Raw genomic sequence first — 22094 nt, 5'->3', positions numbered from 1 at the left:
CAAATGCACCAACGACCCCCACCCGGCCCTCCCCTCAAGGAGGAGGGAGGGCGAGAGCCGATGTTTCCCCGTCGTGGATAGCGCGGCCCCACAAGGGGGAGGAAGGCAGATCGGGGCGCTCCGGTTCAGGTGAATGCTTAGTCCCACACACCTTGCGGCCGCGGGGATATATCGAGATGGGCCCCGGCCTGCGCCGGGGTGACACCGTGGGTGGGGCAGGCGCAAGCGCTCAGAGCGGGCGGCGGCGTTTGATGGCGGCGATGCGCTCGGCGTCTTCGGCATTGAGAAAGCGGCCGCGCTCGAGGATTTCTAACGAATATTCGTCGTAAGTCAGGCCCAGCTTCTCGGCCCGCCGGGCGCGCAGCAGGGCGATGTCATAGGGCACATCGAACGCCGCCTTCTGCGCCGCCGTCCATTCGAAATAAGTGCCGATCCCATTGGCGCCCCAGGGACGCGGATCATCATCAAGCGGCGGGCCGTTATTGGACAGGCGGGGCGGATCGGCAGGCTCGGTCATGCCGGAATGATCGACCGGCCGGGCCGGAGCGTCCAATGAATGTTTTCGATGGCGGGATTGGACGGGTTTATGGGGACTGGGGGTATTATCTCGCCAATTTCGGCTGGTGGTGGCGGCTGGATAGCGATGGTGTGCCGTATGAAGCGATCTGTCGCTGACGCTTGACGAAGTACGAAATACCCCCGATTCTGAGCGTAGCTAGGGTCATAGTAAAAGAGCTCAATCGAATGGAGTTTTGACTCTTTCAAAATGGTGACCTTGGCCATCGCTGTGCCTCACGATTCCTAGGTAGTTCTCAGGTGATTGTGAGCTGTGTTGCCCGCTCCAAATTCGACGCATATAATCCATCCAACTTGGGTGCCCCTCCTCATTCTTCGGCAGACGCGCTGTGGAGTTTAGATACGGTGATATATCACGTGTTGGTGACCAAAAGGCCTCCACGTCCTCAAAGCGTGCTCGTTGACCAGGAGTAATGCTCTTTAGTACACCGGTTAGGTTGGCTTGGAAGATTGAGATATTCGGTAGGTGCAGGTCAATCCCGTTGCAACAGGACTTGCCGTCACCGAGGTGGAGAAGATCATTATCCGCTAGTCCGACGGTCATGCCTAACCCGTGAGCTCGTTTTCGGAGACCAAGGAGGTGAGGTATTCGGTAACTGCTGGGAAGCGTATATTCTCGGCCTCGCCGCAAAGCTCCAAGCATCCGATATGCCTCAATTGGTCTGCCGCCCAGAGCTATGAAGACCTCGTTAGAAAACTCTCTATCGGCCTCCAGTGGGAGCTTGAGGTACTCAAGCGATACATGTTTCGCTCCGGCAGCGCTTGCCTCGTCAATTATTCTGCCTGCCGTTTCCTCATGCCCCGGAAAAATTGGCTGAATTCTCACTGCCGTTGGTACCCCCCGCTGGGACAGGGACTCAATGGCTTTGAGAAGTCGCGCTCGCGCGGGAGTACCTTTATCCATCTCACTCCGTAGCGCGTCTGAAATTCCCGTCATCGAAAATCGAATCATTGCTCTAGATTCGCCGAAAAGCGAAACGTACTCGCTCGTTCCGCAAAGATCAGATTTGGTACTAACGAGGTAAGGGTGGTCAAAGTCGCGTAGGACAGTTGCCAACCCAAAGCTTGCGCGCTTTTGAACCTCTATTGGCATGAATGGGTCCGACATGCCGCCCATTTGCAATGGTATCTTTTGACCAAGGAACTCGTCTAGAGCGGAGCGAAACTCGAGATTTTTGACCCTGTTGAGACGAGCGCGAAGAGCCGAAACACTCGCAGTCTGAAGAGCAGTGTCTCGCCCATGACCCATTCTGGCCTTGGCGAAACAGTAACCGCACGAGAATTGGCAATGGTTGTAGGCGTCAAGTCGAATAGGCGTGGCGCAAAACGGAAGTTGGCTGGTGGGCCTGATGAAATGTTCGTAACTAATTTACCACCTCGAAAAAACGTATGGCAGTGCCGCAAAGATGTGCTGGGCTATGACAACAACTACGCAAGCCAGCGCAACAAAGAGGCAGGTCGTAATAATCCTTCGCGAAATAATGCGGGAGCTCGCGTATCGACCAAAAATTTCCCAGAAAATCTCGCGAACGGCGAGGTTTGTCTGACGTTCGTCTTCGTTCCCTTTGGTGTCCAATTGGGGCATTGGTAGCCTATATATCTGCCCATCGTGGCAGAAGCGAAAATTGGTCGTCGAATCTTCTACCAAAACCTCGCCTCCATCTGGAGGTGCTGGTCCGCCATCTGGCGTGACATAGCCCTTTTTGGTCATTCGCTCAAAAAATTTCGCACGACTTTCCTTCCATTGGTAGAGCTCTTGGGCTTCCCAAGAAATCCACCGAGGAGAATGACCCTTTGCGAGATAGTCGTCTAGAGAATGGTATCGTCTAACGAATTTCGGTGCTCTCAATAGATAGACGATAAAAGCAGCAACAAATGCCAGAGATCCAACCCAAAGAATTTGCCATGAGAACGGAAGTGAAGAGTTTAATACTAAAGGCGGCTCCAAAAATGATACAGAAACCTGCCTAGGTGTCTTTGACAAGACGTATGCTGCTACAGGCACAATGGCGAACCAACTCGCCATATAGCGCAGATAGGACAAGGAAAAAAAATCCCGATACCATTGCCATGACACAGGGTCGGTAAATGGTTTCCTCGCGCTCTTCCAAACAGCGATGGCCCGATCTTGAAGCAACTTGCTTACTCTCCTAGCGTGATCGGGAGGGGACAGCATGGATTTGTTGCATTAGTTCACTTCCCCACTCAACGTATCCAACTCCATCTCCTTCAGCCGCTTCACTTCATCCCGTAGCCTTGCGGCCTTTTCGAATTCCAGATTCGTGGCCGCCTCGCGCATCTGGGTTTCCATGTCTTTGATGACAGCGGCCAGGTTGGCGCCGACTTCGACGCGTTCTTTGCCGTCTTTGCCTTTGCCGATGCTGATCGTGACGTGGTCGCGTTCGTAGACGCTGTCGACGATGTCGTGGATGTTGGAGCGGACCGAGGCGGGGGTGATGCCGTGTTCGGTATTGTAAGCGACCTGCTTTTCGCGGCGGCGGGTGGTTTCGGCCAGGGCGCGCTGCATGGAGCCGGTTTCCTTATCGGCATACAAGATCACGCGGCCATCGACGTTGCGGGCTGCTCGTCCAATCGTCTGGATCAGGGAGGTTTCGCTGCGCAAGAAACCTTCCTTGTCGGCGTCGAGAATGGCAACGAGGCCGCATTCGGGGATGTCGAGGCCTTCGCGCAAGAGGTTGATGCCCACCAGCACGTCGAAGGCGCCCAGGCGCAGGTCGCGGATGATTTCGATGCGCTCGATCGTGTCCACGTCCGAGTGCATGTAGCGCACCTTGATGCCCTGTTCGTGCATATATTCGGTCAGGTCCTCGGCCATTTTCTTGGTGAGGACGGTGACGAGGGTGCGGTAGCCGGTTTTGATCGTGTTGCGGATTTCGTCGATCACGTCATCGACCTGCGCCTTGGCGGGGCGGATTTCGACCGGGGGATCGATCAGCCCGGTGGGGCGGATGACCTGTTCGGCAAACACGCCCCCGGTCTGGTCCATTTCCCACTTGCCGGGCGTGGCCGAGACATAGACCGATTGCGGCCGCATGGCGTTCCATTCCTCGAAGCGCAGCGGGCGATTGTCCATGCAGCTCGGGAGGCGGAAGCCGTATTCGGCCAGGGTCGCCTTGCGGCGGAGATCGCCGCGATACATGGCGCCGAGCTGGCCGATGGTGACGTGGCTTTCGTCGACGAAGACCAGGGCATTGTCGGGCAGGTATTCGAACAGGGTCGGTGGCGGCTCGCCGGGGCGGCGGCCGGAGAAGTAGCGGCTGTAATTCTCGATGCCGGCGCAGGAGCCGGTGGCTTCCATCATTTCCAGATCGAACAGCGTGCGCTGTTCGAGGCGCTGGGCTTCGAGGAAGCGGCCGGCGCCGTTGAGCTCCTGCAGGCGCGCCGCGAGTTCGCTGCGGATGGCCTTGATGGCCTGGTTCATGGTGGTGCGCGGCGTCACATGGTGGGAGTTGGCGAAGACGCGAATGAAGGTGAGGTCGGCGGATTTTTTGCCGGTGAGGGGGTCGAATTCGACGATGGATTCGATCTCGTTGCCGAACAGGGAAACGCGCCAGGCGGCGGCTTCATAGTGGGCGGGGAAGAGTTCGATCGTGTCGCCGCGGACGCGGAAGGTGCCGCGCACGAAGCCGGTATCGCCGCGCTTGTATTGCAGGGCGACGAGCTTGGCGATGACCTCCCGCTGGTCGATTTTCTGGCCCTTTTGCAGGTCCACCGTCATGGCGGTGTAGTCTTCGACCGAGCCGATACCGTAAATGCAGGACACCGAGGAGACGATGATGACGTCGTCGCGTTCGAGGATGGAGCGCGTGGCCGAGTGGCGCATGCGGTCGATCTGCTCGTTGATGGTGGATTCCTTCTCGATATAGGTATCGGTGCGCGGCACATAGGCCTCGGGCTGATAGTAATCGTAGTAGGAAACGAAATATTCGACCGCGTTGTCGGGGAAGAAGGACTTGAACTCGCCATAGAGCTGGGCGGCGAGGGTCTTGTTCGGGGCCAGGATCAGCGCGGGGCGATTGGTCTGGGCGATGACCTGCGCGGCGGTGAAGGTTTTGCCCGAGCCGGTGACGCCGAGCAGGACCTGGTCGCTCTCGCCATTGTTGATGCCTTCGACCAGTTCGGCAATGGCGGTGGGCTGGTCGCCGGCGGGCTGGTAATTGGTGACCATGCGGAAGGGCTGGCCGGCGAGGCGTTTCTCGAGGCTGTTCTGCGCCTTGTGCGGCACCCAGGGGGAGCTTCCTTCCACCTCCTTGCGGCCATGCAGGATGATCTGCTCGAGCGCCTTGACCGTGGCGGTGACGCCGACGGTCTGCGCATCCTCGACGGTGCGGCTGGAGCCGGATTTAGACTTGGCGCTGGAGACCACGCTCTGCAACTGCGCCGCGGGAGATGGCTTATGGCCGAAGCCGGCCTGGGGGCTTTCGCCCATGCCGGAGAAGTCGACGCGGTCGACGGAGTTGATCTTGGTCTTGGCGGTCTTGGCCGCCATGCCGGTGGCGGTGTCGTTGTTCGACTTGGTGCTGCGGCGCTTTTCCAGCGCGGTCTTTTTCTTGGCGGCATCGGCCAGGGCCTTGGCGGCATCGGCTTCGGCCTGCGCGGCGTCGGCGGCGGCTTTCTGATCGGCGCGATCGAGGGCGCGCTTGTTCTTCATGCGCTCGGCATAGAGCGGTTTACTCGCGGCGATATCTTCGGCCTTCTCGATCTCGCCGAGAAAGTCGTCGATGGAGAATTCAGCTTTACCGGGGCGCGCGGATTTGTCGGCCATGAAAACACACTTGCTCTGGGGGAGCGTTCAAGATGGGGAATTGCACAGCATATTGCAATGTTTCGCCGACATTAGCATTGCATGAACGGAGACGGAACAGGGCTGCTGACAGGGGGTGTCAGTACGAATGGGGTGATGGGGTAACTTCATGGTACGACAGAAAATTATTTGGCCATGTCGCCCTGCCGCTGGTTGCCGGGGCGGGTGGCGGCCCCTAGAAAGAAGGCGGGGGCGGGAAAAATCCGCCTGAAGTGGCGGGGCGGACGATGCGGTTTGGGGGATTGGCCAGCCTTGCGCTGGCGGCGGCTTGGCGCGTGGCAATGGCGGTGCTGGCGTTGGCGGCGCTGACGGTTGCCGCGCTGGCGCAGACAGTTACGGTCAACCCGGCGACATTACCGAACCCGGTTTTGGGCGGCTCCTATTCGCAGACGATGTCGGCGACTGGCGGGTTAGGCCCTATAGTTTTGCCGTGGAGCCGGGAGGGGCGTTGCCGCCCGGGCTGAGTGTGAGTTCCGGCGGGGTGCTTTCCGGCACCCCGACTGCGCTCGGCACCTATAATTTCGTGGTTCGCGCGACAGACAGCACCGCCAGTGGTGCGGGCGGGCCGTTCTCCGGTACGCAGTCCTATTCGTTGACCGTTGGGACTCCGGTGGCGCCCGTTGTCACGTCTGTCACTGTTCCTGCGAATGGCATCTGGACCGTCACGCAGACCCTGGATTTTATCGTCAATTTCGATCAGGCGGTGACGGTCACCGGGGGGCCGAGCATTGTGTTGACCGTCGGTGCGACAGGCAAACAGCTATCCTATGTCAGTGGATCTGGCTCGAACGCGCTCCGCTTCAGCTATGTCATCGAGCCGGGCGACCTGGACTCTAATGGGGTAACGGTCGGAACGTTGTCGCTCAATGGCGGCACGATCCGCAATGCGACGGGCAGCGATGCGGTACTGACGCTCAACTCGATCGGGAGCACCAGCGGCGTTTTGATCGACGGAAACGCCATTGTCGCTGTGGATGACAGCTACAGCGTACAGGAAGATCAGCAATTGGTGGTTTCAGCCGCCAATGGCGTGCTGGCCAACGACACGGGCGCAAATCTGGTCGCCACTCTAGTGGTTCCGCCGGCATCGGGCAGCTTCGGCCTCAACGCCGATGGTTCATTTACCTATACCCCGGCCGCCAATTTTTTCGGGACCGATAGCTTCCAGGTACGGGTCAGCAATGGCGCCTACACGGCCAATTCCACGGCGACGATTACGGTGGTTCCGACGACGCCCGTGGTGAGCGGCGTAGCGCCGTCGCAAGGGCCGGTGACGGGCGGAACGGCGGTGACGATCAGCGGCTCAGATCTGTTCAGGGCGACCGGCGTGAGTTTTGGTGGTGTGCCTGCCAGCTTTACGGTGAATTCGGATACGTCACTCACCGCGACCGCGCCTGCGGGCGGCGTGGGTGCGGTGGATATCGTGGTCAGCAAGGGCAGTGTGAGAGCGACACTGGCGGGTGGCTTCACCTATGTCGGGCCGGGTGGCTTGAGCGTGGCCGATGGCGGGGATTTCTCCGCCTCGGGACCGGCGGGCGGTCCGTTTGCGCCGGCGTCCAAGACCTGGACGCTGAGCAATGGCGGCGGCAGCGACATCGATGTGCTGGTGAGCGGGCCGGGCGGGGTGTTTGACATTGCCGGGGCAGCTGATGGCGTGCCGTTTACGCTGGCGGCGGGTGGCAGCACGGATATCACGGTGAGCCTCAATGCCGGAGCCAATGGCTTGACGGCTGGAGCCGTGGGCGGCGCGGTGACTTTCGTCAACCAGACCAATGGCAGCGGCAATACCACACGGCAAGTTAGCCTCGATGTGCAGGCGGCGGCGCTGGGTTCGGTGACGATCCGGCAGGAAACGGTCGGTAGCGACGCGGTGTTCGGGTTCCGCTCGGCAACGTTGGGGCTAAACCTGTCGATTGCCACGATGGGCGGCAGCGGGCAGAGCGCCGATATCGCGCTGCCGGCGGGACGCCATAGCGTGGTGGCCGACGATATGAGCGGGGCCGGCTACACTCTGGTGGGGCTGGTCTGTTCGGACAGCGACAGCGTGGGCGATGTGGCGAGCCGCACGGCAAGCATCGTGCTGGATGCCGGCGAAGCGGTGATCTGCACTTTTAGCGCGGTCAATTCGGCGGAAGCGACCACGGCGCTGATCGAGGAATTCCTCGACGGCAGGGCGCGACAGATATTGGCCAATATACCAGACGAGGAGCGCCGTATCGCGCGGTTGAACGGGGTGGTTTCGGGCGGCGGCAGCCTGGGCTCGACGCTGCTGAGCTATCTGCCGGGAGTGGTGGAGGGCGGGCCGGTCGGGGTTTCGACCTCGCTGGCGGCGATCGACGCCATGGCGGGCAACCAGCAGCCTGGGGCACTGGATGTGTGGTTCGAGGGCAAGTTCTCGTTGTTCGAGGGCGGGGCCGGGGAAAAGTTCAGTAGCGCCGCGCTGGGCGCGGATTATCTGCTCAATCCGGACCTGTTGATCGGCGGTTTCGTGCAGTTCGATTTTGCGTCGCGCAATTTTGACAGTGGGGCAAAGGCATCGGGCACGGGCTGGCTGGCGGGGCCATATCTGACGGCGCGGCTGAGCGACAATCTCTATCTCGACCTGCTGGCAGCGGGCGGGCAATCGTCCAATGCGATCAGCCCAAGTGGCAGTTGTGAGGATGATTTCGACGCCACGCGCTATCTGCTGAGCGCGGCACTGCAAGGCCAATGGAGCCACGACGCGTGGACCTTCTCGCCGCGTGCCCAGCTGAGTTATTTCGAGGAAACCAGCGATGGTTATACCGATAGTCTGGGCGTGAGCATTCCGGCGGTGACGGCGGGCCTGGGGCAATTGGCCGTGGGGCCGGGGATCGGCTACCGGCTGACGCTGGACAATGGCGTGGTGGTCGATCTGGGGCTGCGGGCCGAAGCCGTGCTGGATATTGCCGGCGGTTCGGAACTAGGCGAATTGCAGGGGCGGCTATCGGGCTCGATCGGGTTTGGGCTGGTGGGCGGCGCCAATATCGGCCTGTCGGCGCGGCTGGATGGGATTGGCTCGGGCGAGGATCGTGGCAGCGTCGGGATCCGGTTGAGCCTGCCAGCACGGTAGGTTCATCGTCATCACCCGGCTTGTCCGGGTGATCCATCTCTCAGCATCAGCTGAAGCATGGATTGCCCGGACGAGCCGGGCAATGACGATGGAACCTGGCTTGGGAGAATGCCCCTAAAGAGAACACTGCCGCACGGCGAGGTGTTGGAACGCCAAAACGAAAAGGCCCGCGTGAAGCGGGCCTTTTGTTTGTCGTATGCCTAGGATCGGTTCGGGATCAATAGACTTTGATCGAGGAGACCGTGCCGCGCAGATAGGTCGGGAGGGCGGGCTTGGACTGGACGATGCGTTCGCAATAGGACTGGAAATAGCGGTCGCGGCAGGTGGCGACCGAGACGGCGCCCGTCAACTGCACCGAAGCGAAGCGATTGTCGAGATTTTGCAGGGCCAGATCGTCGATGGTGGTGCCGCTGTCAAAGCAGGTGGAGGCGCCGGTGAAATTGGTGCCTTCGAAGAAGCAGACGGTGCCGCGGCCATGGACGATGACGGGCTCGGGGTGGCGGCCATAATCGACATAAAGGCTGGAGGCCCAGCCGCGCTGGTTATTGGCCGCAACCAGGCACCAGTCGCGCTGGCAGCGCAGCACCCGGATCGGGGTATCGGCCGGGATATGGCCGGTTACGGCAAAGGAGCGGTCGGGGCCGGAGGCCAGGACCAAGGGCTTGACGCTCCAGGCGTGCGTGCCGGTCTCGCCGGCCGCAAGGCTGGCCGTGGCGGCGCCAAGCAGCATGACGATGGCCAGGCAGGCCGAAATGAGAGTGGTGACAAGACGCATGATAGAACCCTCGCGAACAAAGCGCGCGCAACTTACCGCGCTGCCGCCCGATCTCCAAGCCCCGGATGCAGAAAGAAAAGGTGGCGCGGACCTTGAAGATGCGGGGTTTTGCGCAGGGGACCTGCCGTCCGCCTTCGGGTGAGTATTCGTCCTGGCCTTACCCACCCACGGTGTCATTCCAGCCTGCGCCGGAATGACACCGCATTCTTGAGTGCACCCAGAGCAAACAAATCGCCTTCAGGGGGGAATGAGGCTATCGCAGGGTCTGCGGGTGGAGGGTGACATCGGTGCCCGAGGCCGCCTGGGTGGCGGGCAGGAAGACCACGATTGCGGCCGCTGCAAGAGCGATGGCCGCGATGACTTTCAGCAGCGTTCTGCCTTTATGGGATTTCATGGATGACGCTCCTCACTCAACGCCAGACAATTTTCGCCACACTAGAATAGAAACGGGGCCGGACGAACAGAAGTTCCCGGCCCCGTTCCAATATGGTTGCTAGTTCAATACTTTAATAGACGTCGACCGAGGAAGCCTGGCTGTCGATCTGGCCGCGCAGGCGCGGGGTATCGGAGCGCAGCGTCACGCAGGCGCCGTACTGGAACTGATCGGAGCAGAGGTCGACACGGGCGCCGCCGAACACCTGGACCGAGCGGATGGCGTCGTTCCAGCCGCGAGGCAGGCTGTCCATGGTTTCCCCCTGATCGAGGCAGAAGCTGCGACCGCGCATGTTGCGCTCGCTGAAGAAGCAGGCACCGGCATCTTCATAGACCGGAGGCTGGGGCCGGGGCGGCTGGGGTTGCGGGCGTGGCGGCTGCGGCCAGCCGGGATTCCAGCCACCATTGCCGTTGCCGGGATTCCAGCCACCGCCATTGCCGGGGCCGGGGTTGCCGGGGAACCAGCCGCCGCCATTGCCGGGGACCGGAACGGGTACAGGCTGGGGTTGTGGGCGCGGGGGCTGCGTTTGGCCATCAAAGACGACATAGTCTCCGGAGACCCAGCCAGAGACGCTGCCATAACTCACCTGGCACCAGCCGCTGCCGTCGCACTGGGCATCGATCCGCGTGCCGGCCCGCAGCACGTCGATCACGCCTTTTGCATTCGGGCCGGAGCGCACATTGACATTGGTGGTGACGGTGGCCGGCGCGGCCAAGGCGGCGCTGACCGATGCCAAGGCGGCCATGGCGGTGAAAATGGCGAGGCGGAAGGATTTCATGTGTGCTCCCCGTGGGCCGCCACTCGGCGGTTGATGGCGCTTAATAAACATCAGTCAGGTGAATGTGGGCTGAACGATGGCTTCAGGGTTCGATGCGGCGTTTCTGGCCGTCTTCGCCCAGCGAGACATAGACAAAGCGGCCTTCAGTGACCTTGACGCGATCATCGAGCCGGTTGCGGCGGGCCCAGGCTTCGAGGCCCACGGTGATCGAGGTGTTCCCGACCCGCTCGATCGAGGTATAGACGCACAGGATATCGCCGACCTTGACCGGGGCGATGAAGGTCATGGCTTCGACGGCGACGGTGACGACACGGCCCTGGGCGCGCTCGACGGCGGCAATGGCGCCGGCAATATCCATCTGGCTCATCACCCAGCCGCCGAAAATATCGCCGGCGGGATTGGTATCGGCGGGCATGGCCAGGGTGCGGATGGTCAGCGCGCCCTTGGGCTCGGAGGTCTCAACGATCATGTTCGGGTCCTTTCACGGGCCAGCGGCCAACCGCTTCTTCCCAATGCTTGCGGCAGAGGGAGATATAGACCGATTTCTCGATCGAAACCTGTTCGCCATCGGTCAGCACGCGGCCTGATGTATCCTGGCGCACGACCATGGTGGCCTTGGCGCCGCATTCGCAGATGGTGCGGATTTCACGCAGCACATCGGCAATGGCGAGAAGCTGGCTGGAGCCGGGGAAGAGCTTGCCGCGGAAATCGGTGCGCAGGCCAAAGCACATGACCGGGATTTTGAGGCGGTCCGACACGCGGGCGAGTTGCCAGACCTGGTCTTGGGTGAGGAATTGCGCCTCGTCGACGAACACGCAATCGACCTTGGCTTCGTCCATATGGTCGCGGACGGCCTGATAGAGATCGTCTTCGGATGAATAGAGTTCGGCCGGCTCGGCAATGCCGATGCGGGAGCTGATCAGGCCGACGCCGTCCTGGGCATAGAGCGCGGAGGTATAGAGCAGCGGGCGCATGCCGCGTTCGCGGTAATTATAGGCGGCCTGCAGCAGGAGCGTGGATTTGCCCGCATTCATTGCCGCGTAGGAGAAGTAAAGCTTGGCCATGCGGATTGCGGGACTCGAGGGGTTGGCGCCGGGTGTTTCATCAAGCCAATAGACCGGAATGGGCAAGGCTAGAAGCCTCGCCGGCAGCGTTCAACAGTTTTGCCAAAAAAGAGGCCGCCACGAGGGCGGCCGAAATGCCGATCTGATCGGCGGAGCCGGGGTTGGCGGCCGGGCTCCAAAAGGCCGGGCGCGACGTTGGGGACGTGGGGCGCGGCAGTCCGGGCTGCATGGGGATCGCCGGGACAAGGCAGAGGCTAGCGGCATTGCATGACGGGGACGTGACAGGCCATTCAGCCCGAGTTCAGTTTGCGGGCGGCAGCATGGGCTCCTATCTATCGGCGGATTGGTCCGTGGGAGAATTGGCATGAAGGCAATGGTTCGTGCATTGGCCGCATTGGGTTTTGCCGCGGCGGCGACGCTGCCGGCGCTGGCTTCGCCGGTGGGCGTGTGGGAGGTGGAAAGCCGGGACTCGCGCTATAAGGTGACGCTGTGCGGGGACGGCACCCAGCTATGCGCCGAGCTGATCTGGCTGGGCAATGGCGGGGATAGCCCGGAAAACCTGCCCTATCTCAATACGCTGCTGATCGACCATGCGCCGCAGATCAAGCCCAATCAGTGGAAGGGCGATTTGCACCTTTATGGCCACAGCGCCAGCGGCACCATTACCCAGGTGAGCGAAGACCAGATTTCGCTGAAAGGGTGCTTCATGCTGGTAGTGTGCCGGACCTATCAGATGCACCGGTACAGCGATTAGGACACCCGCCGCCTGGCCCAGAGGGGCGGCACGGTTTCGACCAGCAGGATGGCGAGGAAGATCAGCGCCGCGCCGAGATAGCCGATGGGCGGCAGGCGTTCGCCCAGGATGAGCGCGCCGCCGAGCGCGGCGAAGAGGCTTTCGGCGGAGAGGATGATCGCGGCATTGGCGGCGGGCAGATATTGCTGGGCAATGGCTTGGCCGGTGAAGGCCACGGCGGTGGAGAAGCAGGCCGAATAGGCGATCTGCACCCAGCCATTGCTGATGCTGGCAAAGTCCGGCGCTTCGATGGGGACGGCCAGCACGGCCGAGATGATGCCGACGCTGAGGAAGGTGACGACCGAGAGCAGGATGGGCAGGCCGGTGGCGGTGGCCAGGTGGCCCAGCAGCAGGACATGCAGCGCCCAGAACACGGCGCAGGCGATGATGAGGGCGTCGCCGAGATTGAAGCTATCGAAATTGCCGCCATTGAGCAGGTAAATGCCGAGCAGCGCTATGGGCGCGCAGAACCAGATGATCGGGTGGGGCACGATGCGCGCGGCAACCAAGCCGATGACCGGGACGAAGAAGACGTAGAGACCGGTCAGGAACCCCGAATTGGTCACCGTGGTCAGCATCAGGCCATATTGCTGCAGGATGGAGCCGGCGAAAAACACCGCGCACATCAGGGCGACGAGTTGCCATTGCCGTGCGGTGGGACGGCTGGCAGTGCGGCGGAGTTCGCGCAGGGCGAGCGGAACGATGAGCAGGCCGCCGATGATGAAGCGGGTGCCGGAGAAGGTCAGCGGCCCCATGGCATCCATGGCCGATTTTTGCGCCACGAAGGCGAAGCCCCAGAGCATGGTGCAGAACAGGAGCGTTAGCGCGGCGAGGGGACGGGACATGAATTACCGGATTTGCAGCAGACCTCATCCTGAGCTTGTCGAAGGACGAGGTCGTGACTGGATATTGCCACGACCTCGTGGTTCGACAGGCTCACCATGAGGTCTACTGTGAGGAAGGTTCAGGGCAGCTCCGCATCCAGCGCTGCGATCAGCTGCGTGATTTCTTCGGGCGTGGTGTAGTGCACGAAGGAGAGGCGGAGGACGCCGTGGTTGGGGTCGACGCCCATGGCTTCGAGCAGGCGGACGGCGTAGAAATTGCCGCCGCTGGCCATGACGCCATGTTTGGCGAGGCGGGTCGCAACGGTGGCGCCCGGTTCGGACAGGATCAGCGAAATGGTGGGGGCGCGGCTTTCGGCGTCGTCGGGGCCGACGAGGCGAACATTGTTCTTGCCGCGCAGGTAATCGAGCAGCGGGCGGACCAGGGCGGTTTCCTGATCGCGCATGGCCTTGCGGGCGCGGGCGAAGGGATTGCCGCTGCCCCCGGCAATGTCAGCCACGGTCTCGAAGTAATCGGCAATGGCGCCGACGGCAGCGATCTGGGCGTGGTCGGGACCGGCGGGCGTCAGGCGATAGCGCAGCTTGGCGTCGTTGAAGTAATGGCCCTGATTGGGCAAGGCGCGCGCCAATTCGGGGCGGATGGCCATGACGCCGAGATGGGGGCCATAAACCTTGTAGGCCGAGAACAGGTAGATATCGGCACCGAGTTCGGCGAGGTCGGGCAGGCCATGGGGGGCGTAGCTGACGCCATCAATGGCAGTGACGGCGCCGACGGCATGGGCGCGAGCCGAGATTTCGGCCACGGGATTGATTTCGCCGACAATATTGGAGCAGTGCGGGGCGGCGACGAGACGCACCTTGGCGTCGAGAATGGCGTCGAGGCCGGCCAGATCGAGCCGGCCGGTTTGCGGATCGACCTGCCATTCGCGCACTTCAATGCCGCGCGCGGCGAGGCGCCGCCAATTGCCGGTATTGGCCTCGTGATCCTGATTGGTGACCACAATGGCGTCGCCGGGCTGGAGCCAGGCGCCGAAGGCATTGGCCAGCACATAGGTATTGGCGGAGGTCGAGGGGCCGAAATGGATCCAGTCGGGATCGACATTGAACGCCTCGGCGATGCGCTCATAGCTGCGGTTCATCGCCTCCCCAGCTTCGATGGAGGCCGGGTAAACGCCGTAGGGCTGCACTTTGGTGGCGCGATAGAAATGCTCGAGCGTGTCGAGCACGGGCCGGGCCGTGTAGGAGCCGCCGGCATTTTCGAAGAAGGCTTGGCCCACAAGGGAAGGTTCGGCAAAGGCGGGGAAATGCGCCCGAATGCGGGAAGGATCGAGAGGCAGGGCGGTCATCTAATCATCCAAAAAAGTGCCAGAGATTGGTAGTGGATGATTGGGCAAAAGCAAACCCCGGCCGTTTGCGGGCCGGGGTTTGTGCGCGGCGCACCGGTGAGGGTTAGGCCGGTTGCCACGCATGGGACGGCGCCGCCACAGGAGGTATAGGCGGCGCCGAAAGGGATTTGCTTAGCCGTTGGTGGGCTCGGGCAGGGCCGGCTGAGCGGCGCCGGGGCCGGAATGGCGCGGGCCATCCTGGCCGGGGCGGCCCCAATTGGGGCGTTCGCCGCGTTCGGGCGCCAGGGCGGCCTGCTGCTCGGGGGTGAGGCTGTCGAAGAAGGCGGTGACCGAGGGTTTGATGGCTTCAAGGGCCGTCAGATTTGCCGAGGTGATGGCGATGCGCGCGTCGAGCCGGGCGGCGATATCGGGTTTTGCGTCGGCTGTGGGGCGAGCGGCGTCGGCGGCGGTGGCGAAATCATCGGCAGCGGCGAGGATGGCGGTTTTCATGGCGTCGAACAAAGGTTGCTGTTCAGCGGTGAGGTCGACACGGTGGCTGAGCCGGACCAGACCAATTTCGGCGGCTTCGGCGCCGCGCTCGAAATTGAGGAAGCCACCGCCATGGCGGATTTCCATGTGGCGCATGCCGCCTTGCGGGAACTGGCCGGGGTGCTGGAAGCGATTGTGATCATGGCCGGGCTTTTGCACATCGGCGGCGGCGGGCGCTGCCGGGCCTGCTTCCTGGGCGAAGCTGGGGGCAAGGGAGGTGAGGCCAAGGGCGGCGGTCAGCAGCGCCACGATGGCGGGCTTGGAGATCGTCTTCATGGGAGCAAGTCCTTTTGCATGGGACCGGTTCGTCCGGTATCGAAAGGACCATAGGGCAGGCGATCTGTTCGCGACCTTGCGGGCGGATGAAGACTTGGTCAGGTTGGTAAGGAAGGGGGCGACATGGTGGATTTGGTGAATGACCCATTTCCCGATCTGGCGGCGCTGGACGGGCTATGGCGCAGCGCCTGGGGCGGACCGGTGGCGGCGGGCTATGGGCGCGTGCTGGAGCGGAGCCTCGTGCATGTCGGGGCTTATGAAGCGGGCGTGCTGGTGGGGTTTGTCAATGTCGCGTGGGACGGGGGCGTGCATGCCTTTGTGCTCGATACGTGTGTGCATGCGGAGCATCAGCGGAAGGGGATCGCGACCGCGCTAGTGCAGCGGGCGGCGGAGTTGGCTCGGGTGCGGGGCGCCGAATGGCTGCATGTGGATTTTGAATCGCAGCTGGAGGGGTTTTATCGCAGATGCGGGTTTGCGCCGAGTGCGGCGGGGGTGATGCGGTTGGTGTGAGGGCACTAAAGTCCTCACCCCCACAATGTCATTCCCGCGAAAGCGGGATGCTGGAGAAGAAAACGGAGGTTCCCGCTTTCGCGGGAATGACATTGTGGGGTGCGGGCATCCATGCATGGGATGGCGCAGAACCCCTCACCCAGTAATTTCTTCTGGACGAAGAAATTACAGTCCCTCTCCCTCAAGGGGCGAGGGGAAGAGGGGGCTCGCTTGCGCTGCAGCAAGCTTTTTAGCGCGTTAGATAAATCGGATTGCTCAGTGCTCGCCTTATTGGCTGGTGGGCTAGGTCGCTTTCCTTGAGGTCCCAGGGGAGACCGGGGCTGTCGAGGGCGCCGGTGAAATCGGCGACCAGCTTTGCGCGGCTTGCTTCGGCGATGATTTCGGCGCGGATGAAGGTTTTGGCTTCGGACACGGCGAGATCGGTCTGCCAGTCGTCGCTGGGGATCACGGTTTCGGCGAGGGGGCCGGCGGCGTCGATCCAGATGAGGCGGTCGCCGGCGGCGCCGTGGATGGTGGCGGTGGCTGTGGTGGCCCCACTGACCGTCGAGCCCATGGGATGGCCATCGACGGTGATGGAGAGATGGGGGCCGGTTGGGCTTTCGGTGATGTAGCCGTGGCCCGCTTGCATGGCGGCGAGGACGGCGGCTTCGGAGAGTTCGTTGAGCCAGAGAACCGTCGTGGGGCGGGCGAGGACCTGCGGGCCTTCGGGCAGGAGGCGGTCGGGCTGGTGATAGTCGGAGCCGCCAATGGCGGAGATACGCAGGCCGGCGGCGAGGCGGCGCTGGTAGCGTTCGAGGGAAATCCAGTTCCAGGCCAGCCAGGTGGATTGCCAGACTTCCATACATTCGATCTCGGGCAGCTCGTAATCCCAGGGGATGGTGGGCTTGTCGTGGTTGATCGAGAGCAGGCCGCCTTTTTCATGCACCGACTGGGCCAGAATGTGGGCATCGGAGGGCTGGGTCATGCGGAAATCGATCCAGTCATCGACGCCAAAGACATTGGCATGGCCGATAGCGGTGGTGATTTCCATGGCGCGCACAAAGACCAGATCGGGCGACGACTGCGGGTGGAAATAGCGGCGCTGGGTGATGGTGTTGTGGTCGGCAATGGCGAGGAAGTCGAGGCCCGCCTGTTTGGCTGCGGCGTGGAGCAGTTCGGGGGCGCCCTTGGCGTCGGAATGGTAGGTGTGGCAGTGCAGATCGCCCTTGTACCAGCCCGGTTCGCGGCGGACGGGGAAGGTACGGGCGGGCTGCGGCGCGAGAGAACGCGCGGCATTGTCGAGGGTGATGGTAACCGTGGCCTCGGTGCCGGCTTCGGGGATTTTGTAGAGGCCCAGAATGACGTTCCAGCGGCCGGGCGGGATATCGCCATGGATATAGCCGGGTGTGGCGTCATCGGTGGCGATGAAGAAATGGTCGCGCGCGCCGCCGCTCCAGCCGCGGAAGCCGTGTTCGGTGGGGTAGCCGGTATCGCGCGGGTCGAAGGCGCCGAGGTCGATGATGCAGTCTTCGGCCTTGGGATAGGTGAGGATGACATCAATGCGCGTGGTGCCGGCGGGGACGTCGAAAGGAATGTAAAAATAGGGGTTTTTTGACCGGTCGGCGCGGGTGATGGGGGTGGTGATCGTGGTCACAGCGGCTGTTCCCCGTCGGCCGGAATACGGGCCCCGGTGCTGTCGAACAGGTGGATGTGCTCGGGGGCGAAGCTAAGCGTCACCGCCTCGCTCAGCGTGATGTGGTCATCCGTGAAGATGCGGGCGGTGAGGCGGGAGGTGTCGGGGCGCTCGATAGTGACGAGGCTTTCGGGGCCCATGTTTTCGTTGGCGAAGAGGGTGCCGGTGATGGTGTTGGCGATGCCCGGCTCGGCGATGGCGAGGTGTTCGGGGCGGATGCCCAGGGTGAGGCTCTTGGCCTTGGCGAGGGCGGCAGCGATGCCGGAGGACATGGGGAGGGACGACAAGGTCAGGCCATCGGCCTTGAGCTGCAATTGGCCGTCGCCATGGGCGGCTTCCACCGGCACTAGGTTCATCGGCGGGTTGCCGACGAAATTGGCGACGAAGGTGGTGGCGGGGCGGCGATAGATTTCGATGGGCGGGGCATATTGCACGATGCGGCCCTGGTCCATCACGGCGATGCGGGTGGCCAGCGCCATGGCTTCGGCCTGGTCGTGGGTGACGTAAACCGCGGTCATGCCCATGTCGCGCTGCAGGTGATTGAGGAAGCCGCGGGCTTCCAGCCGCAGCTTGGCGTCCAGATTGGAAAGCGGTTCATCGAACAGATAGACGCGGGAGGGGTAGACCAGGGCGCGGGCGAGCGACGTGCGTTGTTGCTGGCCGCCGGAAATCTGGCTGGGGAGGCGATCCATGAGATGGCCGATCTTGAGGACATCGGCCACTTCCCTGGCGCGGCCATGGCGCTTCTGGATGGGTTCGCCGCGCACCTTGAGCGGATAAGCGATATTGTCGGCCAGGTTCATATGCGGGTAGAGCGCATAATCCTGAAACACCATGGAAATCTGGCGGTCCTTGGGGTGCAGATTGGTAACGTCATCACCCCCGATCAGCACCTGGCCATGGCTGGGGGTTTCAAGGCCCGCAATCATGCGCAGGCTCGTGGTCTTGCCGCAGCCGGAGGGGCCGAGCAGGCACACGAATTCACCATCGCCAATGGCAAAGCTGACATCGGAAACGGCGTTGAAGGCGCCGAAGCTCTTGGTGACGTTTTTGAATTCGACTGAAGCCATGAAATGAGGGCCCTAGGCTTTGATGCCGCCAAAGAACCGGAAGCCGAACTTCCAGCTGACGAACAGGTAGAGAATGATGACGGGGAGCGAATAGATCAGCGAATAAGCCGCCAGCAGCGTGACGGTGGGCGTGCCGGCTTCCGAATAGAAGGAATAGATGGCGACCGACGCCGGCATCAGTTTGTCGCTGCGCAGCAGGATGAAGGGGATGAGGAAGCTGCCCCAGATATTCACGAAGGCCCAAACCACGACGACCACAATGCCCGGACGGATCACCGGCAAAGCGACATCGAAAAACGCCTGGACGGGCGAGGCGCCGGCGACCATGGCGCTTTCCTCGTAGGATTTGGGGATGGAATCGATGAAGTCGCGCAGGATGAACATGGCGGTGGGCAGCAGCCCGCCGGCAAAGGTGAGGATGACGGCCAAATGGCTATCGATCAGCCCCATGGCCGAGACGATGAGGAAGATCGGCACCATGGCGGCCGAGCCCGATACGACCGAGGAAAACAGCAGCAGGATATAGGTGACGGCGCCCTTGCCGGGGATGGACGAGCGGCTGAGGGCATAGGCGGCGAGCGTTGCTGCCGCGCCTACGAGAATGACGCCACCAATGGACTGGATCAGGCTGTTCCACAGCGCCTGCATGGCGAAATTGTTCTGGAACACGGTCATGAAATTGGACAGCGTCCAGGGATCGGGGATGGCGACGCCCAGTTCGGCCCGCGCGTTGAAGGGGGCGAAGATGAACCAGATCAGCGGCAGCGCGAAGACGGCACCGATCAGGGCGGCGAGGGCGGAAAAGGCGATGCGGCCGGCAAAGGCGGGGAAGGTGAGTTTCATGCTTCAAGCCTTCTTCTTGCGGCCGATGGTGAGATAGATCAGCGCGAAGGCCAGATTGATCAGCATGATGATGACGCCCACGGCCGCGCCCTTGCCGAATTCGAAATCGCGGAAGGCCACCCGGTAATTGTAAATCGAGAGCAATTCGGTGCGGTAGGAGGGGCCGCCATTGGTGAGCAGGAAGGGGGTGAAGGTGTTGAAGGTCCACATGGTGATCAGGATCAGATCGGTGACCACATGGCCCCGGATGAGGGGCAGGGCGATATCCTTGAACTTCTGCCAGGAGGAGGCGCCGGCCACATCGGCCGCCTGGAAATAGCTGGGCGGGATCGAGGAAAAGGCCGAGTTGAACAGCATCATGGAGAAGGCCGCGCCGCGCCAGGTATTGAACACCACGATGACCCAGAAGGGTTGCTGCAGCAGGAAATCGCCCTTGGGCAGGCCGACGCTGCCCAGGATGGCATTGAGCGTGCCCTGATCGCGATCGAGGAAAGCGAACCAGGCAAAGCCGATCACCACTTCGGGCAGGATCCAGGCGGCGATGACGAAGGTCTCGGTGAGGCGCTTGATCCAGGGCGGCACGGTCTGGATCAGCCAGGCGAGCAACAGGCCCAGCAGGGCCTGGCCGATCAGCGCCGAGGCCAGCACGAATTGGGTGGTGAGGATGAGCGAAAAGCCGAACTGGCCGCGCTGGAAGAAATTGGCGGGGTCGAACAGCGCGAAGTAATTGGCGAGGCCGACAAATTCGGGATTGAGCGCGGTGCGGCCGAGCAGGGTGCGGTTGGTGAAGGATACGAAGATCACCCAGAAGAAGGGGATGATCACGAAGAGGGCAACGAGCAGGCCGGCCGGGGTGAGGAAGACGGCGCCGGCGCGATTGGACAGCAGGGCGAAGCGGCGGGCGGGTTTGGCTGGTGGTGTGGTTGGTTCAGCTGTCATGCCGCGTCTTTCCCAAAGTAGTTTTATTCACGGTGTCAGTTTCACCCCGGTGTCATTCCGGCGAAGGCCGGAACCCATCCTGAGATGATGCCAAGCCTCGCGATCTCAGGATGGGCCCCGGCCTTCGCCGGGGTGACACCGAGGGGAGGAGAGGTTGGTGCCAAGCGGCCATCCCAACACCCGATGTCCCGTGGGACACCGGGCGGTCCTGGGAGGAACCTCGTGCCGTCAGAGCAAGCTGACGGTGTTGTCTTCGCCCACGATGCGGATGACCGCGTCGCGGTATTGGGCCATGGCGTCTTCCGGGGAGAGTTCGCCCGAGACGACGCTTTCGGTCATGCGCTGGATTTCGGCGGAGACGGCGTTGTAGTCGGGATCGTTCGGCCGGGCGGTGGTGATCGGCAGCAATTCCTGGCTGGATTGGGTGAGGAACGGGCTGTTGGGGATGGCCACGTCGGTACGCGCGGTGATCCGCGGCTGGATCGCCTGGAAGGCTTCGAGCTGGGCCGGCTCGTTCATGAAGGAGAGCAGCGCCCAGGCTTCCTTGGGGGTGTCCGTGGCGGGATTGAGCACGAAGCCGGTGCCGCCCGAAATGGTGACGAAATCCTGGCCGCGGATGCCCTTGCCGGGGGTTTCGGCAGGGATTTTGACCCAGCCCATGACCTTGTCGCGATCGGGCACGGCGAATTCAGAGCCTTCCGGGGTGACCGAGCGGTAGAAATAATCGCCTTCGAACAGCAGGGCCGTGACGCCATCGCGGAAATTGGCGAAGGAGCGGTTGCGGCCATCGGCCAGCAATTGGGCGCGGGCATCGCCAAGCTGCTCATCGACATAGATGGTCTTGTAGAGGTTGAGGGTGTCCAGAATGCCCTGGCTGCCCACGATCCATTTGCCGTTCTCGTCGAGCACGGTTTCGCCCGTGCCCAGTAGCGCCAGCCAATAGCCCTGCATTGTGGTGGCCTCGCCCATGGCGACGCCGGCATTGAGCTGGATGGGGAAGCTGTCGGGCTTGACCTTCTTGATGGCGCGGGCGGCATCGAGAATGTCGGCCCAGGATGTGGGCTGCCAGGTCTCGGCGTCGATGCCGGCTTCGGTCAGCATGTCCTTGCGGGTGTAAAGCATGCGCACGTCGGTGCCGAGCGGGATGCCGTAATATTGCTCCTCGTAGATCATCAGGGCGCGGGAGCCCTCGGACAGGGCGGCCCAGCCGGACCAGTCATCGACTTCGGGGCCGGCGACTTCGTTGAGGGGCTTGAGCAGGCCGCCTTCAACGAAGCTCGGGATGAGGAAGCCATCGAACGCGGTGACGTCGGGGCCCGCGCCGGTGGAGAAATCCAGCGCCAATTGCTGGGTGAGCTGGGCGTCTTCGCCGCCAAATTGGTTGAGCGTCACCTTGGTATCGGGATTGGCGGCCTCGAAGGCGGGGATGACGCTGTTCTGGATCCACTCGGCGGTGGCGCTGTTGACGCCGCCAATGACGCAGCGGCAGGTGATTTCGAGGTCGACGGCGAAAGCCGGACCGGCCATTGCAGTAGCGCCGACAAGGCCAAAGGCCAGGGCGCGCAGACGATTGCTCATCGCAAAAACCTCCCATGTTTGGCTCCGGATTGGTCCGGTAGCCGGTGTTGGTTCGTGGCTTCCGGCGGGGCCGGAAGGGCATGAACCCCTCAACAATGAACACGTTTTCACGACTCGTCAATGCGCGGCGCAGCGAGGGTGCAAACGTGCCGATG

19 protein-coding genes and 1 pseudogene are annotated in these 22094 nt (G+C 62.4%); 5 read left to right on the top strand and 15 right to left on the bottom strand.

What is annotated here, in order from left to right:
* Nucleotides 1-229: 229 nt before the first annotated feature.
* The gene (locus ACI3KW_RS20980; protein ID WP_404849705.1) at nucleotides 230-517 is read right to left on the bottom strand and encodes a hypothetical protein; all 288 of its coding nucleotides are present in this window, start codon (nucleotides 515-517) and stop codon (nucleotides 230-232) included.
* A 35-nt stretch (nucleotides 518-552) separates the two neighbouring features.
* Between ACI3KW_RS20980 and ACI3KW_RS20975 the strand changes: the two genes are divergently transcribed.
* A complete protein-coding gene (locus tag ACI3KW_RS20975; RefSeq protein WP_404849704.1) occupies nucleotides 553-675 on the top strand; it encodes a hypothetical protein in 123 nt (40 codons plus the stop codon).
* A 1141-nt stretch (nucleotides 676-1816) separates the two neighbouring features.
* A complete protein-coding gene (locus ACI3KW_RS20970; protein ID WP_404849703.1) occupies nucleotides 1817-2167 on the top strand; it encodes a hypothetical protein in 351 nt (116 codons plus the stop codon).
* A gap of 624 nt (nucleotides 2168-2791) precedes the next feature.
* Here ACI3KW_RS20970 and uvrB read toward each other — a convergent pair.
* Nucleotides 2792-4780: pseudogene (gene uvrB / locus ACI3KW_RS20965) on the bottom strand (excinuclease ABC subunit UvrB); the annotation flags it as partial.
* 1069 nt (nucleotides 4781-5849) lie between these two features.
* On the opposite strand from uvrB, the gene ACI3KW_RS20960 reads away from it, so the two are divergent.
* On the top strand, nucleotides 5850-8492 hold the full coding sequence (locus ACI3KW_RS20960) for an autotransporter domain-containing protein (RefSeq protein WP_404849702.1): 2643 nt from the start codon (nucleotides 5850-5852) through the stop codon (nucleotides 8490-8492).
* Nucleotides 8493-8709: 217 nt separating this feature from the next.
* Here the strand turns inward: ACI3KW_RS20960 and ACI3KW_RS20955 are convergent, their stop codons facing one another.
* From ACI3KW_RS20955 to ACI3KW_RS20935, 5 genes are all read right to left on the bottom strand, one after another.
* Nucleotides 8710-9267 carry an SH3 domain-containing protein gene (locus tag ACI3KW_RS20955; protein ID WP_404849701.1) on the bottom strand — a complete coding sequence of 186 codons (558 nt, stop codon included), beginning with the start codon at nucleotides 9265-9267 and terminating at the stop codon, nucleotides 8710-8712.
* 253 nt (nucleotides 9268-9520) lie between these two features.
* Nucleotides 9521-9661, bottom strand: coding sequence for a hypothetical protein (locus ACI3KW_RS20950; RefSeq protein WP_404849700.1), 141 nt, complete (start codon nucleotides 9659-9661; stop codon nucleotides 9521-9523).
* Nucleotides 9662-9773: 112 nt separating this feature from the next.
* On the bottom strand, nucleotides 9774-10478 hold the full coding sequence (locus ACI3KW_RS20945) for an SH3 domain-containing protein (protein ID WP_404849699.1): 705 nt from the start codon (nucleotides 10476-10478) through the stop codon (nucleotides 9774-9776).
* Between the two features lie 82 nt (nucleotides 10479-10560).
* On the bottom strand, nucleotides 10561-10947 hold the full coding sequence (locus tag ACI3KW_RS20940) for an acyl-CoA thioesterase (RefSeq protein WP_113123918.1): 387 nt from the start codon (nucleotides 10945-10947) through the stop codon (nucleotides 10561-10563).
* Complete coding sequence (locus ACI3KW_RS20935; protein ID WP_404849698.1) at nucleotides 10937-11542, bottom strand: thymidine kinase; 606 nt, start codon at nucleotides 11540-11542, stop codon at nucleotides 10937-10939. Before ACI3KW_RS20935 ends, ACI3KW_RS20940 begins: the two co-directional genes overlap by 11 nt.
* A gap of 364 nt (nucleotides 11543-11906) precedes the next feature.
* Here ACI3KW_RS20935 and ACI3KW_RS20930 point away from each other — a divergent pair, with 364 nt between their 5' ends.
* Entirely contained in the window at nucleotides 11907-12296 is a 390-nt protein-coding gene (locus ACI3KW_RS20930; RefSeq protein ID WP_404849697.1) for a hypothetical protein, read from the top strand.
* Here the strand turns inward: ACI3KW_RS20930 and ACI3KW_RS20925 are convergent.
* The 3 genes from ACI3KW_RS20925 to ACI3KW_RS20915 form a co-directional block, all read right to left on the bottom strand.
* Complete coding sequence (locus ACI3KW_RS20925) at nucleotides 12293-13180, bottom strand: DMT family transporter (RefSeq protein ID WP_404849696.1); 888 nt, start codon at nucleotides 13178-13180, stop codon at nucleotides 12293-12295. The two genes, ACI3KW_RS20930 and ACI3KW_RS20925, sit on opposite strands and share 4 nt — an antisense overlap.
* Nucleotides 13181-13299: 119 nt before the next feature.
* The gene (locus ACI3KW_RS20920; RefSeq protein WP_404849695.1) at nucleotides 13300-14523 is read right to left on the bottom strand and encodes an aminotransferase class V-fold PLP-dependent enzyme; all 1224 of its coding nucleotides are present in this window, start codon (nucleotides 14521-14523) and stop codon (nucleotides 13300-13302) included.
* Between the two features lie 171 nt (nucleotides 14524-14694).
* A complete protein-coding gene (locus tag ACI3KW_RS20915; protein WP_404849694.1) occupies nucleotides 14695-15327 on the bottom strand; it encodes a Spy/CpxP family protein refolding chaperone in 633 nt (210 codons plus the stop codon).
* Nucleotides 15328-15450: 123 nt separating this feature from the next.
* Between ACI3KW_RS20915 and ACI3KW_RS20910 the strand changes: the two genes are divergently transcribed.
* The gene (locus ACI3KW_RS20910) at nucleotides 15451-15837 is read left to right on the top strand and encodes a GNAT family N-acetyltransferase (protein ID WP_404849693.1); all 387 of its coding nucleotides are present in this window, start codon (nucleotides 15451-15453) and stop codon (nucleotides 15835-15837) included.
* 229 nt (nucleotides 15838-16066) lie between these two features.
* On the opposite strand, the gene ACI3KW_RS20905 is transcribed toward ACI3KW_RS20910, so the two are convergent.
* From ACI3KW_RS20905 to ACI3KW_RS20885, 5 genes are all read right to left on the bottom strand, one after another.
* Nucleotides 16067-17470, bottom strand: coding sequence for a CehA/McbA family metallohydrolase (locus ACI3KW_RS20905; protein WP_404849692.1), 1404 nt, complete (start codon nucleotides 17468-17470; stop codon nucleotides 16067-16069).
* A complete protein-coding gene (locus ACI3KW_RS20900; RefSeq protein WP_404849691.1) occupies nucleotides 17467-18579 on the bottom strand; it encodes an ABC transporter ATP-binding protein in 1113 nt (370 codons plus the stop codon). Before ACI3KW_RS20900 ends, ACI3KW_RS20905 begins: the two co-directional genes overlap by 4 nt.
* Before the next feature lie 12 nt (nucleotides 18580-18591).
* Nucleotides 18592-19422: a carbohydrate ABC transporter permease gene (locus ACI3KW_RS20895; protein WP_113122293.1), complete on the bottom strand. Its 831-nt coding sequence runs from the start codon at nucleotides 19420-19422 to the stop codon at nucleotides 18592-18594.
* 3 nt (nucleotides 19423-19425) lie between these two features.
* Nucleotides 19426-20361 (bottom strand): carbohydrate ABC transporter permease, encoded by a 936-nt coding sequence (locus tag ACI3KW_RS20890; RefSeq protein WP_404849690.1) that lies wholly within the window; start codon nucleotides 20359-20361, stop codon nucleotides 19426-19428.
* A gap of 228 nt (nucleotides 20362-20589) precedes the next feature.
* The gene (locus ACI3KW_RS20885; protein WP_404849689.1) at nucleotides 20590-21939 is read right to left on the bottom strand and encodes an extracellular solute-binding protein; all 1350 of its coding nucleotides are present in this window, start codon (nucleotides 21937-21939) and stop codon (nucleotides 20590-20592) included.
* Nucleotides 21940-22094: the final 155 nt, after the last annotated feature.

Source organism: Devosia sp. ZW T5_3 (assembly GCF_044987315.1).
In the GTDB taxonomy this organism is placed as follows: domain Bacteria; phylum Pseudomonadota; class Alphaproteobacteria; order Rhizobiales; family Devosiaceae; genus Devosia.
The sequence above is the reverse complement of the archived record's forward strand: the minus strand, read 5'-3'. Positions and strand labels throughout refer to the sequence as shown.

What these genes read in the sequence shown, in the direction of transcription:
- ACI3KW_RS20980 (WP_404849705.1), bottom strand. Translation starts at nt 517, where the DNA reads ATGACCGAGCCTGCCGATCCGCCCCGCCTGTCCAATAACGGCCCGCCG.
- ACI3KW_RS20975 (WP_404849704.1), top strand. Translation starts at nt 553, where the DNA reads ATGAATGTTTTCGATGGCGGGATTGGACGGGTTTATGGGGACTGGGGG.
- ACI3KW_RS20970 (WP_404849703.1), top strand. Translation starts at nt 1,817, where the DNA reads ATGACCCATTCTGGCCTTGGCGAAACAGTAACCGCACGAGAATTGGCA.
- ACI3KW_RS20955 (WP_404849701.1), bottom strand. Translation starts at nt 9,267, where the DNA reads ATGCGTCTTGTCACCACTCTCATTTCGGCCTGCCTGGCCATCGTCATG.
- ACI3KW_RS20950 (WP_404849700.1), bottom strand. Translation starts at nt 9,661, where the DNA reads ATGAAATCCCATAAAGGCAGAACGCTGCTGAAAGTCATCGCGGCCATC.
- ACI3KW_RS20945 (WP_404849699.1), bottom strand. Translation starts at nt 10,478, where the DNA reads ATGAAATCCTTCCGCCTCGCCATTTTCACCGCCATGGCCGCCTTGGCA.
- ACI3KW_RS20940 (WP_113123918.1), bottom strand. Translation starts at nt 10,947, where the DNA reads ATGATCGTTGAGACCTCCGAGCCCAAGGGCGCGCTGACCATCCGCACC.
- ACI3KW_RS20935 (WP_404849698.1), bottom strand. Translation starts at nt 11,542, where the DNA reads ATGGCCAAGCTTTACTTCTCCTACGCGGCAATGAATGCGGGCAAATCC.
- ACI3KW_RS20930 (WP_404849697.1), top strand. Translation starts at nt 11,907, where the DNA reads ATGAAGGCAATGGTTCGTGCATTGGCCGCATTGGGTTTTGCCGCGGCG.
- ACI3KW_RS20925 (WP_404849696.1), bottom strand. Translation starts at nt 13,180, where the DNA reads ATGTCCCGTCCCCTCGCCGCGCTAACGCTCCTGTTCTGCACCATGCTC.
- ACI3KW_RS20920 (WP_404849695.1), bottom strand. Translation starts at nt 14,523, where the DNA reads ATGACCGCCCTGCCTCTCGATCCTTCCCGCATTCGGGCGCATTTCCCC.
- ACI3KW_RS20915 (WP_404849694.1), bottom strand. Translation starts at nt 15,327, where the DNA reads ATGAAGACGATCTCCAAGCCCGCCATCGTGGCGCTGCTGACCGCCGCC.
- ACI3KW_RS20910 (WP_404849693.1), top strand. Translation starts at nt 15,451, where the DNA reads ATGGTGGATTTGGTGAATGACCCATTTCCCGATCTGGCGGCGCTGGAC.
- ACI3KW_RS20900 (WP_404849691.1), bottom strand. Translation starts at nt 18,579, where the DNA reads ATGGCTTCAGTCGAATTCAAAAACGTCACCAAGAGCTTCGGCGCCTTC.
- ACI3KW_RS20895 (WP_113122293.1), bottom strand. Translation starts at nt 19,422, where the DNA reads ATGAAACTCACCTTCCCCGCCTTTGCCGGCCGCATCGCCTTTTCCGCC.
- ACI3KW_RS20890 (WP_404849690.1), bottom strand. Translation starts at nt 20,361, where the DNA reads ATGACAGCTGAACCAACCACACCACCAGCCAAACCCGCCCGCCGCTTC.
- ACI3KW_RS20885 (WP_404849689.1), bottom strand. Translation starts at nt 21,939, where the DNA reads ATGAGCAATCGTCTGCGCGCCCTGGCCTTTGGCCTTGTCGGCGCTACT.